Raw genomic sequence first — 16,619 nt, forward strand, 5'->3', positions numbered from 1 at the left:
CTTGCTGTAGCCATGGCGATTTTTAAGCACAACATCGCCTTTTTGCAAAAATAATTTATCCATAAAAAGCCCATTCAGCCAAGTGCCTAAAGCCTTGCCTGGACGGGCTTTGCATGGTTTTATAGAAATTATGGTAAAAAAAATAAATTGATTTTATTAAATATTTTTACAATGTAAGTTTGATTTAATTTAAAAAGTATATATATTGTATATACATCTTTTGCAAAGCAGTCTTTATTTTGGAGAGATAAGCAATGAGCGAGAAAATCAAAAAAATAAAGACAGGCAAGAAAGATGGACAACTTTTAATTCGTATTCAGAGTACGGAGCGTGATGAATTTATTCGTCTCTGCGAAGAACTGGATACTAGTGCTGCTCGTGAATTAAGAAAATTTATTCGTGGTTTTGTGAAACAACACAAGCCTAACGAATAGCCTTACTAGGGAGTAATACCATGGCTAAGCAAGTTAAATCTTTAAAGCAAGAAATCAAAGCACGTTTGAAAAAGATTTCAAAACATAAAGGCAAATTGAAGCAACTGAAGCAAGCGCTTAAAAAACAGAAATAAGCCAACGCGAATCAATTGCCAGTCACTTAAAACAGTTCATTCTAGACAGACTGTTTTAGGCTACAAAAAAGACCGAACATATATGTTCGGTCTTTTTGCTTGCAACAGGCTGTGCCCAGTCATCGCTGAATTTTATTTTTTATCGACCAGACTGAAGAACCAGTTTAAGAACAGGGCTGCAAACGTTGCCGTACCAATACCACCTAGATTGAAGCTACCAAAAGTCAGGGCAAAATCACCCGTACCTAAAATAATGGTCACCGCAGCCACCATCAGGTTCTTGTTCTGCGAAAAATCGACCTTGTTCTCAATCCAGATTTTGGCACCAGCAATAGTAATCAAACCAAAGACTATAATCGAAGCACCGGTCAGAATCGCCGTTGGAATAGTATGAATCACCGCACCAAACTTAGGCGATAAACCCAGGAACACAGCAAAGACACCCGCGACTGCAAAGATGATGGTCGAGTAAACCCGTGTCACGGCCATTACACCAATGTTTTCACCATAGGTGGTCATACCCGGCGCACCCACACCACCGGCTAAAGTGGTTGCAATACCATCTGCTACAAAGGCTTTACCAATATGCGGATCCAGGTTTTCACCGGTCATCGCGCCTACGGCTTTAATATGGCCCAGATTTTCTGCCACCAGAATCAAGGCAACTGGTGCGATGATCAGCATGGCATTGACTTCAAAGGTCGGTGCATGGAAGGTCGGTAAACCGAACCAGGCTGCTTGCTGGATTGGCAGGAAATTAATCGCAGTGCCATAACCCATGACATTGCTGAGCATGAAATAGATCAGATAGGCCAGTAACAGACCGACCAATAATAGCAGGCGTTGCAGCAGGCCTTTGGTAAAGACGGCAATCGAGCCCATGCACATCACGGTAACGAGAGACATCCACATATTAAAGGTGTTGCCCATGACGCTTTTAACCGTGACTGGAGCAAGGTTCAGGCCAATGATCATCACCACGGCACCGGTCACCACCGGTGGCATCAGCTTTTCGATCCAGCGGGTGCCCGTCGCCATGACCAGAAAGCCCATCAGCGCATAGAAGATGCCACATGCGATAATCCCGCCTGCTGCAACGCCAATATTCGGATTCAGTCCGCCACCACCCGCATAACCAGTTGCTGCGATGACCACACCAATAAAGGCAAAGCTTGAACCTAGATAACTTGGAACCCGGCCACCGGTGATTAAAAAGAACAGGATGGTACAGATCCCTGACATTAAAATTGCCAGGTTTGGATCAAAGCCCATTAAAAAAGGTGCCAGTACGGTTGCGCCAAACATGGCAAAGGCATGCTGTACACCCAAAACTACCGTTTGTGCGGGTGGCAAATACTCTGCGGTACCTACTGGTCGTGCATCGATACTGCCCTCATACGGGCGCCATTTGGGAAACCAACTGGACATAAAATGAGCACTCAAAAGATAAATTGTGCACATCATACTCCGGTTTTTTGGAAGTTTTAATCACTCCTTTCAACTTTTTGTTCAAGTTAATTCATTGACTTTTATTTATTTTTTATCAATTGGTAAATATTTTTAATATAAAAGTAGCGTTAAATCAGTGGATTAATCATATAGCTATGCTTAAAATTCACTCATAAAGATTTGTTATTTTAGTTATAAAAAATACGATGCAGTGAGTGGTTTTGGCCAATTCATGTACAAAAAAAGCACATCACCAGGATGTGCTTTGAATGCGAGGGCGAAAAATCAGCCGGTATTACGTAAACCGGCTGCAATGCCGGCAATGCTGACCATTAAGGCATGATCGACCGGGGTATTTTCAGCCTGCTGCTGTTCCAGATATAAACGGCGACGTTTCATCAGTTCAGCTTGCAGTAAGTGCAGTGGTAACAAATAGGGTTTACGTACTTTCATCGACTGATCCAGTACACCGTTACTGCTCAGGAGTTTCGATTCGCCTTTTAAGCTCAACAGGGTTTGTACAGCATCCTGCAAACGCTGACGCAGTTCTGTTCCCAGAACTTTAAGATCTTCATCCTGAGTCAAATGCGATTCATAATATAGCGCCACATTGGCATCGGCTTTGGACAGTACCATTTCCAGCATATCAATCAGGGTCTGAAAATACGGCCACTCTGCCAGCATCTCATCCAGTACCGTGCGTTGTCCCTGATCCAGTACCGCATTTAATGCAGCACCGGTACCGAGCCAGGCTGGCAACATCAGGCGAATCTGGGTCCAGGCAAATACCCAGGGAATGGCACGCAAGGATTCAATCCCGCCACTCACCTTACGTTTGGCCGGCCGTGAACCCAGCGGCAGCATCTGCAGTTCAAGCTCCGGGGTAACAGTACGCAGGTATTTTACAAAATGCGGATTTTCCCGTACGGTCTGGCGATAGACCTGAACAGACAGTTCGGTCATTTGATGCATCAGGTCGCGCCATTCCTGTTTTGGTTCGGGTGGCGGCAGTAGCGTCGCTTCTAAAGTCGCAGCGGTATAAATTTCCAGATTCTGCAGCGCAATTTCTTCCAACCCGAATTTAAAGCGGATCATTTCGCCCTGTTCAGTCACCCGGATCGCACCGGAAATAGAACCTGGTGGCTGAGAGAACAAGGCTTGCTGGGTGGGCGCACCACCACGGCTGATCGAACCGCCACGACCATGAAACAGGGTCAATTGCACGCCATGTTGCTGGGCAACTGCGGTCAGTTCTTCCTGGGCACGATACTGAGCCCAGTTGGCCGACATAAAACCGGCATCCTTGGCAGAATCCGAATAGCCAATCATGACCTCATGTTTGCCCTGAATATGCTGTTTGTACCAGTGCATATTGAACAGGGTCGACATGGTTGCGGCTGCACCATCCAGATCTTTCAAGGTTTCAAACAGGGGAACCACCCGTAAGGCGTGCTCGATGCCGGCTTCTTTTTGTAAAAGCAGTACCGCCAAGACATCACTTGGATATTCTGCCATGGAAATAATATAGGCACCCAGAGACTCGCTCGGCTGTTCGGCCAGTGTGCGCATGGTGGCAAAGACTTCCTGTACATCCGGATGTTCAATCAGGCTGCCGGCCGGTTCATTTAGATGTTTCGGCAGTAACGGACGCTTGCTTTGCAATTCCTGCAGTAAAAAGTTTTGACGGGCCTGTTCGGTCCAGGTTTCAAAATTCCCCAGTCCCAAATATTCAGTAATGGCTGAAATCGCCTGACGGTGACGGCCGGATTCCTGGCGGATATCCAGTTTTAGCAGTTCGATCCCAAAGCTGTTGACCCGGTAAATAAAGTCCAGCAGGCTGCCATTGGCAATTTCGGCCAGATTGCAGTCCATCAGTGAGCGGTAGCAGGTCAGGAGTGGCTGTAAAAGTTCGTCTTTACTTTTAATCACCAGACTGTCATCGGCATCATTGCCTTTTAATTTTTCTGCCAGCCAGTGCCGCGTCGCTTTCAGGCGGGTACGGGTGTCACGTAAATATTCACGATAGGGTTCAGGATGGGGCTGGCCCAAAGCTTCGGAAATTTCTGGACTGCATTGCTGAATGGACAGTTCCCAGCGCAGGTTTTCAATATCACGTACATAGAGATCGGCTGCTTTCCATCGCGACAGCCACAGTACTTCCTGAGTGACGGTGTGGGTGACATTCGGGTTGCCATCGCGGTCACCACCCATCCAGGAGGCAAAACGTACTGGTGCGACATCTAAGGGCAGGTTCTGGCCACATTGCGCTTGCACCATGCCATTTAGTTCGCGGATAAATTTCGGGACCGCATTCCACAGGGTCTGTTCAATAGTGGTAAAGCCCCATTTGGCTTCATCGATCGGAGTCGGGCGATGCTGACGGATTTCATCGGTTTGCCAGGCAGAGCTGATCAGCTGTTTCAGATCGGCCAGGACTGCCTGACGTTCACGTGGAGTCAGTTTCTGCTGGTCGAATTTGGACAGGGCATTATTGATGCCGTCATATTTTTGAATCAGGGTACGGCGGCTGACTTCTGTGGGATGCGCGGTCAGGACCAGTTCAATTTTCAGTTCACAGATTTGCTGATACAGCGTATCGGCAGAAATTTCCTGCTGTTTAAATTTTTCAAATAAAGGCACCAGAGGATTGGGCGATTCTGCAGTGTCATCAAACTCGCTCTGACGGCGACGACGTACCACATGATATTGTTCGGCAATATTGGCAAAGTTTAAAAAGTGGGTAAAGGCGCGGGTCAGCGGCAGGATTTCGGCATCTTCCAGGCTCAAAAACAGTTGTTCCAGTTGTTTTTCTGCTTCAAGCTGTCCATCGCGAGCGCCTTTGGACAGGGCTCGGATCTGCTCGATCTGATTAAACAAATCCTGCCCGGCATGTAATTTTAAGGTTTCCCCAAGCAAATTACCCAGTAAGCGTACGTCTTCGCGTAGTGGTGCATCAATCTGTTGAATCATTTTTTATTCCCTCACATGCATGCTTTGACTATACCGCGACTGCATGACAATCCAAGTCCCCTAGAGACAAAAGTTGCAGAGCATTGGCTGATTTTTTAGCAACTTTTAGGCCACATACGGTGATCGGCGATCAGTCCGAAGGAAAGGAGTTAATCCGGCAGGGCATATTTCAGCATAAACAGTTCAATGGCCTCGCTAATGATCTGTTGCTGTTCTGCGCTTGAAGGGGGAGGGCTGAGACCCAGCAGGATTTTCTGATGACGGGTTCCGGTCAGCAGGGACACGATCAGCTCGGTCTGTTTTTCTGGAAGATCGACCTGAATAAAGCGGTACTGCTGGGCTAAGCTAAAAAAATCATTCCAGACTGCATCCAGTTTGCTATGCGAGGCCTGATAAAACTGTTCTGCCAGAGGACTTTGCTGCGAGGCCAGTTCCATCACTAGCAGGTCCAGCTTGATCGCTTCAGGCAGGTTAATAATATTTAAAGCACGCTGACAGGCCTGATAAAACTCCTGCGCAAAGTTACTGCTCGGCTGCAAGAGCTGAGGATGTTCATGCAGAATGGTTTCACAGGTATCCTCAATCGCACAGCTAAACAGGGTCGCCTTGTCCTGAAAATGATTATACACCGTCAGCTTGGTTACACCTGCCTCACGTGCAATCTGGTTCATGCTGGAGGCATGATAGCCATGCGCTAAAAATAGCGCTTTGGCCACGCTGAGTATGCGCTGACGCTTTTCCAGATCCTTGGGTCGTCCTACAGGTATTTGCACAATTTCTTCCAAAAAAAGTCAACACGGTCATTGCTTTGAAGCTTGAGTTGTAATTAGTGTACCGGGTGGTATATTAATTAAAAAACAAGCAATTCAATATATCAGCATAGTTTGCCCTAAAAAAGACGATCAGATAAGAGCGAATAAGATGAGCAGGATTTACAGCGTATTGGCTGGCATGGTGGTGCTTTGCAGCATGACCTTAAGCGGCTGCAGCAAAGATACTGCCGCAGCAGAACAGGAAGTTCCCTTTGTCATGGTGGCCACACCCACTACTTCACAGCATGAATTAAAAAGTTATGCCGGTGATGTGCAGGCACGCCAGCAAACGGCGCTGGCATTTCGGGTCGCTGGACAGGTGACCCAGCGCTTCGCCGATGTGGGTGACCAGGTCAAAGTCGGGCAAGTCTTGGCAACTCTGGATGTCAAAGATGCTCAGCTGCAGCTGAATGCAGCACGTGCCCAGCTGGAAAGCGCGCAGTCTGCCACTAAGATTGCTCAGGATGAGTTACAACGTTTCAAGCAGTTATTGCCATCCAATGCCGTGAGCCGCTCACAATATGACGCGATCGAAAATCAATACAAGACCGCCCTGTCAAATCTGAAGCAGGCACAATCCAATTATGATACCGCTAAAAACCAGACTGCTTATAACCAGCTGATTGCCACCAAAAATGGCGTAATCACGGCACGCAATATAGAAACAGGTCAGGTGGTTGCTGCCGGGCAGGCGGCGTATGAACTGGCGATTGCCGGTGAGCGTGAAGTAGTGATTGGGGTACCGGAACAAGCTATTTCGGAGATCAAGGTTGGACAGGCAGCTACAGTGACATTATGGTCCAAACCTGAAGAAAAATTTGCCGCTTTTGTTCGCGAGATTTCACCGGCAGCGGACCAGTCGCGTACCTTCCGAGTTAAAGTTTCCTTACGTGAAGGCAATGGCCAGATCCAGCTGGGACAAAGTGCCCGGGTATTTTTTCAGCACAGCCGCGATAATATACTTAGTGTGCCGCTATCCAGTGTCTCGGCAACGGATCAGCAGGCTTATGTCATGGTGGTCCAGCCGGATCATACCTTACGTAAAGTCCCGGTCCAGCTCGGTGCCTATGGCCGGGACAGTGTTCCTGTACTCAGTGGCCTCAAGCCGGAAGACTATGTGGTGATTGGCGGCGTACATCTGCTGCGTAACCAGCAAAAAATCAATCCGATTGATCGTGAAAACCGTCGTGTGACCATTCAGGCAGGGAGTTAAGCATGAACTTTAACCTGTCGGAATGGGCCTTAAAAAATAAAGGTCTGGTGCTGTATTTCATGATCCTGCTGGGTCTGATCGGCATCGTCTCTTACTCCAAATTGTCACAAAGTGAAGATCCACCTTTTACCTTTAAAGTCATGGTGATCCAGACCTATTGGCCGGGTGCCAGTGCCAAAGAAGTATCCCTACAGGTCACTGACCGGATTGAAAAGGAACTGATGACCACGGGACAGTATGACCGTATCATGGCCTATTCGCGTCCGGGTGAATCTATGGTGACTTTTGTTGCCAAGGACTCCCTGGCTTCGAAAGATGTCGCTGATGTCTGGTATAACGTGCGCAAGAAGGTGGGCGATATCCGGCATGAATTGCCACAAGGGGTACAAGGTCCGTTCTTTAATGATGAATTCGGCGATACCTTTGGCAATATTTATGTGCTCAAGGGTAAAGATTTTGACTATGCGACCCTCAAGGAATACGCCGACCGCTTACAGCTGCAACTGCAACGGGTCAAAGATGTTGCCAAAGTTGAGCTGATTGGCCTGCAAGACCAAAAAATCTGGATTGAGATTTCCAATACCAAGGCCATTCAGCTGGGCGTTCCAGTCATGGCGATTCAGCAAGCCCTGCAGCAGCAAAATGCCACCACCCAGTCCGGTTTTTTTGAAACTGGCTCAGACCGGATTCAGGTGCGGGTCAGTGGCGCATTAAACAGTGTTGAAGAATTAAGACAGATGCCGCTGCTGGTCAATGGTAAAACCATTCAGCTGGGAGATGTCGCAGAAGTCTATCGAGGCTTTAGTGATCCGGCACAACCACGGATGCGCTTCATGGGCGAAAACGGCATTGGCATTGCTGTGTCTATGCGCAAGGGTGGGGATATCATTGCCTTGGGTAAAAATCTGGAACAGGAATTCGCCCGCCTGCAAAAAGCCCTGCCACTCGGCATGGAGCTGCAAAAAGTCTCTGACCAGCCGGTGGCGGTCAAACGCAGTATTAACGAATTTATGAAAGTGCTGGCAGAAGCGGTGATTATCGTATTGCTGGTCAGTTTTTTCTCGCTCGGTTTCCGGACCGGTCTGGTGGTGGCATTTTCCATTCCGCTGGTGCTGGCCATGACCTTTGCCGGTATGCAACTGTTTGATGTCGGACTACATAAAATTTCCCTGGGGGCGCTGATTCTGGCACTTGGCCTGCTAGTCGATGATGCCATTATCGCGATTGAAATGATGGCGATTAAAATGGAGCAGGGGTATAGCCGTTTGCAGGCGGCCGGGCATGCCTGGCGCACCACGGCTTTTCCGATGCTGACCGGGACCCTGATTACCGCTGCCGGTTTCCTGCCGATTGCCACTGCGGCCTCGAGTACTGGGGAATATACCCGTTCGATTTTCCAGGTGGTAACCCTCGCATTGCTGGTGTCCTGGATTGCCGCGGTACTGTTTGTTCCATACTTAGGCGATAAACTTCTGCCGGATTTCAACAAAGATTTAATTCAAAAAGCGCCTTGGTATCAGCGTCTCTGGGCACGTCTGCGCAAACAGCCGGAACCTCAGCCGATTGTGCATCATGCCGGCGAACATTATGACCCTTATCAAACCCGGTTTTATCAGGGTTTTCGTCGTTGGGTCAATGCCTGTGTGACCTATCGTAAAACTGTTATTGCTGCCACGGTCGGAATTTTTATTATGTCTATTTTAATGTTTAAGCTGGTGCCGCAGCAGTTTTTTCCACCTTCAAATCGAGCTGAAATTCTGGTGGATCTCAAACTTGAAGAAGGTGCATCACTGAAAGCCACTGAAGCTGCAGTAAAAAAAGTCGAAGCCTTTTTATCGAAACAAGAGGGTATTGATAACTATGTGGCTTATGTCGGGATGGGATCGCCGCGTTTCTATTTACCGCTGGATCAGCAGCTGCCGCAAACCAGTTTTGCCCAGTTTGTGGTGCTGGCATCCTCTTTGGAAGATCGTAACGAAATCCGTCAATCCTTGAGTGACCAGATTCGGCTGTTATTACCGGAAGTCCGTACCCGGGTGTCCCTGCTGGAAAATGGCCCTCCAGTCGGTTATCCATTGCAGTTCCGGGTCTCTGGTGAAGATCTGGGACTGGTTCGTGAATGGGCGCAGAAAGTCGCCGCAACCGTGGGCGATAATCCGAATACCACCAATGTACATCTGGACTGGGGTGAGCCGAGCAAAGTCATCAAATTGCAAATTGATCAGGATCGTGCCCGTCAGCTTGGGGTGAGCAGCAGTGAACTGGCCAATGTACTCAACAGCTCGATTTTGGGGGCCGGCATTGATCAGTATCGGGAAAAACGTGAACTGATTGAAATCCGTTTACGTGGTGCGCAGGCTGAACGGGTGGAGGTGGAGTCTGTAAGCAGTTTGGCCGTGCCAACCGCAACTGGAACATCAGTACCTTTGGCGCAGCTTGCCAAAATTGAATACAGCTTTGAAGAAGGCCTGATCTGGCATCGGAATCGTTTACCGACCATTACCGTGCGTGCCGATATTCGTAGCAAACTGCAGCCCGCTACTGTGGTCAATGAACTCAAAGAGCCACTGGAAAAAATCCGGGCAGAGCTGCCGAATGGCTATCTGCTGCAAGTGGGGGGTACAGTTGAAGAATCGGCTCGTGGACAGAACTCGGTGAATGCCGGCATGCCTTTATTCCTCGCAGTCGTCATGACCCTGCTGATGATTCAGCTCAAGAGCATCTCAAGGGCCTTTATTGTGTTCCTGACTGCACCTTTAGGCATTATCGGAGTGGTGTTATTCCTGTTAATTTTCAATAAACCTTTCGGTTTTGTTGCGATGCTCGGAACGATTGCCTTATCCGGAATGATCATGCGCAATTCGCTCATTCTGATTGACCAGATTGAGCAGGATATTCAGGCCGGAGAGTCGCAGTGGGATGCCATCATCAATGCCACAGTACGCCGTTGTCGTCCGATCGTATTGACCGCACTGGCTGCAGTTCTGGCCATGATTCCCTTGTCCCGCAGTATTTTTTTCGGGCCGATGGCAGTGGCTATTATGGGTGGTTTGATTGTGGCAACCCTGTTGACCCTGTTTTTCCTGCCTGCACTATATGCACAGTGGTTTAAAGTGAAAAAAGTTTAAATTCTGTTTAAAATTGTCATAATTTCAGGTGCGAAATTTTGAAATTTTCAATATAGTAGCACCTGAGATTTTTATAATTCAAAAAATAAAAAATTGCTGTTTTGGCCTTACTGCCAGGGCAGTAATGAGGTTGAACCAGACATGACTCCAGTGACATTAACCAAGATGCGACGTTCCGTAGCCGTGGCCTATGTCTTCATGTTTTTGGCCTTATTTACCGTATTTAGCGGGGTATTTGCTTACTGGTTCGCACGTAAAGTCACCCAGGTTGATTATGCTGAAGTCTGGTTACAGGCACAGGCACTGTGGATCATGCGTAATATCGTGATTTATACCATTTTGGCGCTCTTCGCTGCATTGTGGTTTATTCCCCTGTTTTTCTTTGCCTGGGACAGCCAATTATGGGTCAAAGCCTGTGTGGTGACCGGGGTGATTTTCAGCTTTATTGCCTTTATTTTCCTGATCAATGCCTGGTTTAAAGGTATCTATAAATTCTCTCAAAATAAAGCTGTGTTCTAAAGCGTTTGACATCCTCCCCCAGCTAAAGCAAGAGGATTCCTCCTGCGAGACGCTTATGCCCAAGCGCAAGTATGTTCAGGGCGGAATTCAAATCCCGCTGCCAGACTGTACCGCAGTTCTGGCATGTCCATTCTCTTATTCCAAGATCAACCCTACCTTTCGGACTACTGCTTGATATTCGCTTACAGCACGAGCAGATCTGGGTGGTATAGGCTTCATTGACTTCTTCAAACAATACACTTGCGTTCTCGCATTTATACTTGAGCATTGTTTTGAGTTTTGAAAACCCTGTATCTAAAACCGATTTTGCCATTTTAGTTTTTACAAGCTTTTTAGCGCTTAAGCTACCTACAACAATCAGTGCATTATTTCGAACAAGCATAGTGCTTGCTTTGTGCAAACGGTCTTTACGACGGTTTGCAATCTTGGCATGTAATGCACGAACACGCTTCTTATTTCTTGCTCTTTGAGCAATACCCAATTTCTGCTCATATTTACGGTAGAACTTGGGATTTGAAATGACCGTACCATCAGAACAGGTAGCAATATCCTTTAAGCCTAGATCAATACCAATTGCTTTAGTCGCTTTAGGCTTCTCTTGCTTAGGTAAATCTACAACAAGGCATACATACCAACGCCCACGACTATCCTCAACAAACGCACCTGTTCTTACAGTGTATTTGCTTAGGCCATAGCTATCCCACATGCCGAACTTGTTTTTTCCATATTGAATTAAGCCATCGGAATATTTAACGGCAACCTTTTTAAAGGGTATCCAACCAAGAGAGCGCCTTGCTGATTTCTTGTTACTTACACGCCATTTTAGCTTTGCTTTTTTGAATTGCTTGCGTCTTGTTACTAATTCTTCTGTCACAGCCTGAATGGTTTGACTATGTAGGCTACATTCTTTAGATGCGCCTTTCGTGTATTTCGCTACATCGTAAGCCGATAGAAATTCACCTTTTCTTTTTAAATGTTTGAACCCTAAATCATTCACATAATTCCAGACAAAGTTTACCTCAGATGCTAATTGACCTAGCACCTTGCAATGTTTGTCTTTTATTCGTAATTTAAGTGTTTTCATGGGCTTATATTAGCTCATAATAAATTAAAGGTGTTGATTTAAAAAAAACCAACGACATTTCATGTCGTATCGCTTATATCTCTGCCCTGAAGGACAGCGTTTTACGCTCCATTTGATAATTTTTTCATATTTCCCCTTGTAAAACTCGGTTTGACCCCAATTTCAGACCTCAGTTGAATATTAAACAAATTCCGTGAGGAGCATCGCCAGACATGGCTAAACGTGATTATTATGAGGTTTTGGGCGTCGCTAAAACCGCTAGTGATGATGAAATCAAAAAAGCCTACCGTAAGTTGGCGATGAAATATCATCCAGACCGTAACCCGGACAATGCTGAAGCTGAAGAGAAATTCAAAGAAGCAGCAGAAGCCTATGAAGTGCTCTCTGATGGTGAAAAGCGCAGCATGTACGACCGTATGGGCCATCAGGCCTTTGAAGGTGGTATGGGCGGCGGTGGCGGCTTCGGCGGTGGTTTCAGCGCAGAAGATATTTTCAGCCAGTTCGGTGATATTTTCGGTGGTGCTTTCGGCGGCGGTGGTGGTCGTGGCCAGCAACGCGCGCGCCGTGGTTCTGACTTACGCTATGTGATGGAACTGACCCTGGAAGAAGCGGTCAAAGGCGTCAAGAAAACTATTACCTTTACTGCACCGGCACCGTGTGATGCCTGTGATGGTAAGGGTTCAAAAAATCCAAATGATGTGGAAACCTGCCGTACCTGTCATGGTGCCGGTCAAGTGCGTATGCAGCAAGGTTTCTTCTCGGTACAGCAAACCTGTAGCACCTGTCGCGGTCAGGGCAAGATCATCAAGAACCCATGTAATAAATGTCATGGTTCAGGTGTGTCGGATCGTCAGCAAACTCTGGAAGTCACTATTCCTGCGGGTGTGGATAATGGGGACCGCGTTCGCTTGACCGGTAAGGGTGAAGCAATCCGTGATGGTCAGTCAGGTGACTTGTACGTAGAAGTGGTGGTGCGTGAGCATGAAATCTTCCAGCGTGATGGCGCTGACCTGTATATGGATGTGCCGGTATCAATTGCTGATGCAGCCTTAGGTAAGGAAGTTCAGATTCCTACGCTGGATGGCCGTGTTAGTCTGAAAATTCCTGAAGGTACGCAAACAGGTAAACTGTTCCGTTTACGTGGTAAGGGTGTTAAACCGGTACGTACCAGCATGCAAGGTGACTTGCTGTGCCGTATTGTGGTAGAAACTCCAGTGAATTTAAGTGCACGTCAACGTGAACTGTTAAAAGAACTGCAAGAAACCATGGATGGTGAAGATAGCAAATCATCACCAAAGAAAAAATCATTCTTTGATCGTTTGTTTGATTAATTGAGTGAAAGTAAAAAAGAACGCTGAGGCGTCCTTTTTTATTATGTAGATAAGATACTCTAGATTAGAAGATGCTATTTATTGTTTGATAAGTCTCGCTTAAACATAAAAACCGCCTAAAAAGCGGTTTCTGTTTTTATATTTGACTATCTAAATAGAAAGTATGAGTCCAAATTTGGAGGGTGATAGATATTTTGTAAGTGAGAAAAAAAGCATCATTCCCGAAATTAAAAAGGCCAATATTGTTATTACAGAGCTATATAATCGCATTCATTACTTATCAAATTTACCAGTACAGCAGATTACTCTTATTTTGTTATCATGACAATGAAAGCTTAATCTTATTGAAATAATTATAAATTTTACTTTTTAATAAATAAAATAAATATATATATAAGAAAACTTGATTAATTAAATTTTTCGTGTATAGTTAACTTAACTAGAAAAAAGTCTTGTTTCGGTAAATCTTCTTTAAGTATCGTAGTTTTAGTCATAATCCTTCGTTTTTTTTCAGATTTTAAGTCTCATTCTTTATTATTTCAAAGTTATAATCAGTCTATAAAATGACTAAAAAATTATTAAAAATTATTAGGGATATATTATGTCAAACTCAAATGTTGTTAAAGGTACTGTAAAGTGGTTCAACGAAACTAAAGGTTTTGGTTTTATTCAACAAGAATCAGGTCCAGATGTTTTTGCTCATTTCAGTGAAATTGCGAGTTCAGGTTTTAAAACCTTGCTTGAAGGCCAGCTGGTTGAATTCAGTGTAGCTCAAGGTCAAAAAGGACCGAATGCTGTAAATATTGTTGCTATCTAAGCAAGAATAAACAGTAAAAAAAGCACTTAATAAGTGCTTTTTTATCGTTCAAATTTAATTTTAAGTTATTTTCCAAATTGGAAAAATCTTTAGAAAAACAGGATTCAAGTTGTTAAAAATAAATGATTTAATTGCAAAATCTAAAAATGGTACTGAAATTATTGTTTCGTTAATTCCTCTCAATAAAATGCAAAATACACGTCAGGGTTTAAAAAGAATTGAAGTGGGTAAAAGAGTTCTTCTTTCATCTGGAGTTGAGGTAGATTTAAACTTAGATGGTCGTACATTCTATACTTCTATAAATCAATTATTTAAGCTAAATCATAAAGTTATTTAAAGATAAAATTCAGAAACATCAATTTTTAGTGGATATTTTGCCACTTTAACTATTATTAAAGGTATAGATATGCTTAAACAAAGTATTAGTGTAAAGGATCAGTTTGGGGCTCAACACGCTATTCAAGCAACAGTCGATCATCATTTTTCTAAAACACAATCTCATTCCAATATAAAACATATCACTGTAGATGGTGAAGATATTCGTCCCAGTTTTGAAATGTGCTTTCAAAGTACCTTAAGTGGAAAAATTTTCAAAATTGTATAGACCAGGCAAATTTTGCTTTAGGTATTATTATTTTTAATAAGTTCCCGAAGAGCTAGAGAATTAATTTGCTCAATCTAAGGACTGATTTTTGTATAAGGCAAAATTGAGTCCTTTTAGTCTCAATAAGACTTAAAATCCTATCTACTCATCAATTCAAAAGTAGATATTCATAATTAAAATTTAGTAAAAGTCTTGCATAAGAATCCCGTTAATCTAACTGAGATTTAAATCATCAAGATTTTGAGCTGACTTAATAATGGCGAGCCTAAACAGGAAAAACTGTATTGGCAAGTCGTCTGTTTAACTTCAAAAATCAGTAATCTCAGTAAATCATTTCAAAATCATAGCGATAAAATTATGAATAAGCTTATTCAAGTTATATGAGCAATTGCTAAAAACTATATGACGAGTCAAGTTGATGTATATCGTATAGCTTTGACGGAAGTGATAGCCTAACTTCTTAAGCTTGATTAAAACTCTTATCAATATCAGTGATTTCGCTCTTTGAGTATTTTCATTGATTTTTATGCAATGCATCTTAGTGTTATTCCGCAGTTTTGCTATAGTAAGAGCAATTTTGGATCAACATCAGGACTATGTTATGTCAGCTACACCACGCATTGGGATCTTGGGTGCAGGCGGTCGTATGGGGCGTATCCTTATTCAGGCTGTGCATGAAGCAGGTTATCAATTGGCGGCTGCGGTAGAACGCCCTGAAAGTACACTATTAGGCGCAGATGCTGGCGAACTTGCCGGAATTGGCGCAACAGGTGTTAAGGTCGTGGGTAGCCTTACCGATGTAGTCAAAGACTGTGATGTCGTGATTGATTTCACTGCGCCAGCAGCGACCGTCAATCATCTGAAAATCTGCCGTGAAGCCGGTGTTGCCATCGTGATTGGTACGACGGGTATGAATGACGAGCAAAAAGCCTATCTCGATCAATCTGCGACAGAAACTCCTGTAGTTTATGCAGCAAACTATTCAGTGGGTGTGAACGTCTCGATCAAACTGCTTGAACTGGCCTCTAAAGTTTTTGGTGATACGGTTGATATCGAAGTGATTGAAGCACATCACCGTCATAAAGTAGATGCGCCATCGGGTACAGCTTTGATGTGGGGTGAGGCGATTGCGGAAACTTTGGGTCGTGACCTGAAAGAAGATGCGATATATTGCCGTGAAGGTCATACCGGTCCGCGTGAGCGTAAGAGCATTGGCTTCCAGACCATTCGTGGTGGCGATATTGTCGGTGAACATACCGCGATGTTTATTGCCGATGGGGAACGTGTGGAAATTACCCATAAAGCCACCAATCGCATGAACTTTGCTTCTGGTGCTGTACGTGCTGCGGCTTGGGTCGTAGGCCGTGAAGCGCGTAAATATGATATGAAGGACGTGCTCGGTTTTAACGATATTCAGGTTTAAAACCGAGTCAAAATCATTTATAAAAAAATCTAAAACTAAAATAAGACGAATAAAAAATGCAAAAAATGATTTTCCTGCTCTGTGCAGTGGCGCTTGGTGCCATTGCGCAGGCCAAGCCTGTCGGGACGCCTAAACTCAGTATTCATAAAAACAATATCAAGGTCTGGACCTACCAGAATGAACAAAACCCGGTTTTTCTCTATAAAGCTGAAACGACCTATACTGCACCGCTTGAAAATGCCGTGTCCCTCATTTTGAATGTTGAGCATGCAGTACAGTGGGTTCCCTATATGGATAGCATCAAGATCCTGTCCCGTGATGATAAAAAAGGTGACTTTACCCTGTATATGGTGCTGGATTTTCCATTTCCCTTAAAAGACCGTGACCTGATTGTGCAGGGCAAGATGATCAAGGAAGCCAATGGCCAGATCACCATCAAGAATAAAGCCATCCAAAGTGGTTATCCTTTAAACCCGGATTATGTGCGTTTAACCGATTATCAGGGCGACTGGACTTTTCAGAAACTGGCCAATAATAAGGTCAAGGTTTCAACCTATGGTTATGCCAATCCGGAAGGTTCGATTCCTTTGACCTTTGTGAATTTGTTCGTGCAACAACAACCTTATCAGATGCTGCAGAAAATGAAGACCGAGCTGGCCAAGCCTTCACCTATTGCGGTCTTGCCTGAAGCCCTGCATTGA

The 16,619-nt window shown here is 44.9% G+C and carries 14 protein-coding genes; 10 read left to right on the plus strand and 4 right to left on the minus strand.

The genetic code is table 11. The features are described from left to right. Positions 1-254 precede the first annotated feature (254 nt). A complete protein-coding gene (locus G4D73_RS09625) occupies positions 255-434 on the plus strand; it encodes a hypothetical protein (RefSeq protein WP_004647684.1) in 180 nt (59 codons plus the stop codon). Positions 435-700: 266 nt separating this feature from the next. On the opposite strand, the gene G4D73_RS09630 is transcribed toward G4D73_RS09625, so the two are convergent. The 3 genes from G4D73_RS09630 to G4D73_RS09640 all read right to left on the minus strand — a co-directional run bounded on the left by G4D73_RS09630 (position 701) and on the right by G4D73_RS09640 (position 5,760). After that, complete coding sequence (locus G4D73_RS09630) at positions 701-1,996, minus strand: solute carrier family 23 protein (RefSeq protein ID WP_004647682.1); 1,296 nt, start codon at positions 1,994-1,996, stop codon at positions 701-703. Positions 1,997-2,302: 306 nt separating this feature from the next. Then, entirely contained in the window at positions 2,303-4,987 is a 2,685-nt protein-coding gene (ppc, locus tag G4D73_RS09635) for a phosphoenolpyruvate carboxylase (RefSeq protein ID WP_213686635.1), read from the minus strand. Between the two features lie 149 nt (positions 4,988-5,136). After that, entirely contained in the window at positions 5,137-5,760 is a 624-nt protein-coding gene (locus tag G4D73_RS09640; RefSeq protein ID WP_213686636.1) for a TetR/AcrR family transcriptional regulator, read from the minus strand. Between the two features lie 148 nt (positions 5,761-5,908). On the opposite strand from G4D73_RS09640, the gene G4D73_RS09645 reads away from it, so the two are divergent. The 3 genes from G4D73_RS09645 to G4D73_RS09655 all read left to right on the plus strand — a co-directional run bounded on the left by G4D73_RS09645 (position 5,909) and on the right by G4D73_RS09655 (position 10,659). Continuing rightward, positions 5,909-7,012, plus strand: coding sequence for an efflux RND transporter periplasmic adaptor subunit (locus tag G4D73_RS09645; RefSeq protein WP_213686637.1), 1,104 nt, complete (start codon positions 5,909-5,911; stop codon positions 7,010-7,012). 2 nt (positions 7,013-7,014) lie between these two features. After that, entirely contained in the window at positions 7,015-10,140 is a 3,126-nt protein-coding gene (locus G4D73_RS09650) for an efflux RND transporter permease subunit (protein WP_213686638.1), read from the plus strand. A gap of 141 nt (positions 10,141-10,281) precedes the next feature. Next, positions 10,282-10,659, plus strand: a complete 378-nt coding sequence (locus G4D73_RS09655) for a hypothetical protein (RefSeq protein ID WP_213686639.1) — start codon at positions 10,282-10,284, stop codon at positions 10,657-10,659. Positions 10,660-10,681: 22 nt separating this feature from the next. On the opposite strand, the gene G4D73_RS09660 is transcribed toward G4D73_RS09655, so the two are convergent. Beyond that, complete coding sequence (locus G4D73_RS09660; protein ID WP_155861640.1) at positions 10,682-11,743, minus strand: RNA-guided endonuclease InsQ/TnpB family protein; 1,062 nt, start codon at positions 11,741-11,743, stop codon at positions 10,682-10,684. 212 nt (positions 11,744-11,955) lie between these two features. On the opposite strand from G4D73_RS09660, the gene dnaJ reads away from it, so the two are divergent. The 6 genes from dnaJ to G4D73_RS09690 all read left to right on the plus strand — a co-directional run bounded on the left by dnaJ (position 11,956) and on the right by G4D73_RS09690 (position 16,619). Continuing rightward, complete coding sequence (gene dnaJ, locus G4D73_RS09665) at positions 11,956-13,074, plus strand: molecular chaperone DnaJ (protein WP_005104999.1); 1,119 nt, start codon at positions 11,956-11,958, stop codon at positions 13,072-13,074. A 601-nt stretch (positions 13,075-13,675) separates the two neighbouring features. Continuing rightward, positions 13,676-13,891, plus strand: a complete 216-nt coding sequence (locus tag G4D73_RS09670; protein ID WP_005105001.1) for a cold-shock protein — start codon at positions 13,676-13,678, stop codon at positions 13,889-13,891. A 109-nt stretch (positions 13,892-14,000) separates the two neighbouring features. Beyond that, positions 14,001-14,228 (plus strand): hypothetical protein, encoded by a 228-nt coding sequence (locus tag G4D73_RS09675; RefSeq protein ID WP_004280858.1) that lies wholly within the window; start codon positions 14,001-14,003, stop codon positions 14,226-14,228. Between the two features lie 69 nt (positions 14,229-14,297). Further along, positions 14,298-14,495, plus strand: a complete 198-nt coding sequence (locus G4D73_RS09680) for a hypothetical protein (protein ID WP_004280859.1) — start codon at positions 14,298-14,300, stop codon at positions 14,493-14,495. Positions 14,496-15,096: 601 nt separating this feature from the next. After that, positions 15,097-15,918 (plus strand): 4-hydroxy-tetrahydrodipicolinate reductase, encoded by an 822-nt coding sequence (gene dapB, locus G4D73_RS09685; RefSeq protein WP_005245461.1) that lies wholly within the window; start codon positions 15,097-15,099, stop codon positions 15,916-15,918. A gap of 56 nt (positions 15,919-15,974) precedes the next feature. Then, a complete protein-coding gene (locus G4D73_RS09690; RefSeq protein WP_213686640.1) occupies positions 15,975-16,619 on the plus strand; it encodes an START domain-containing protein in 645 nt (214 codons plus the stop codon).

The organism is Acinetobacter sp. WY4 (assembly GCF_018438165.1).
Taxonomy (GTDB): Bacteria; Pseudomonadota; Gammaproteobacteria; order Pseudomonadales; family Moraxellaceae; genus Acinetobacter.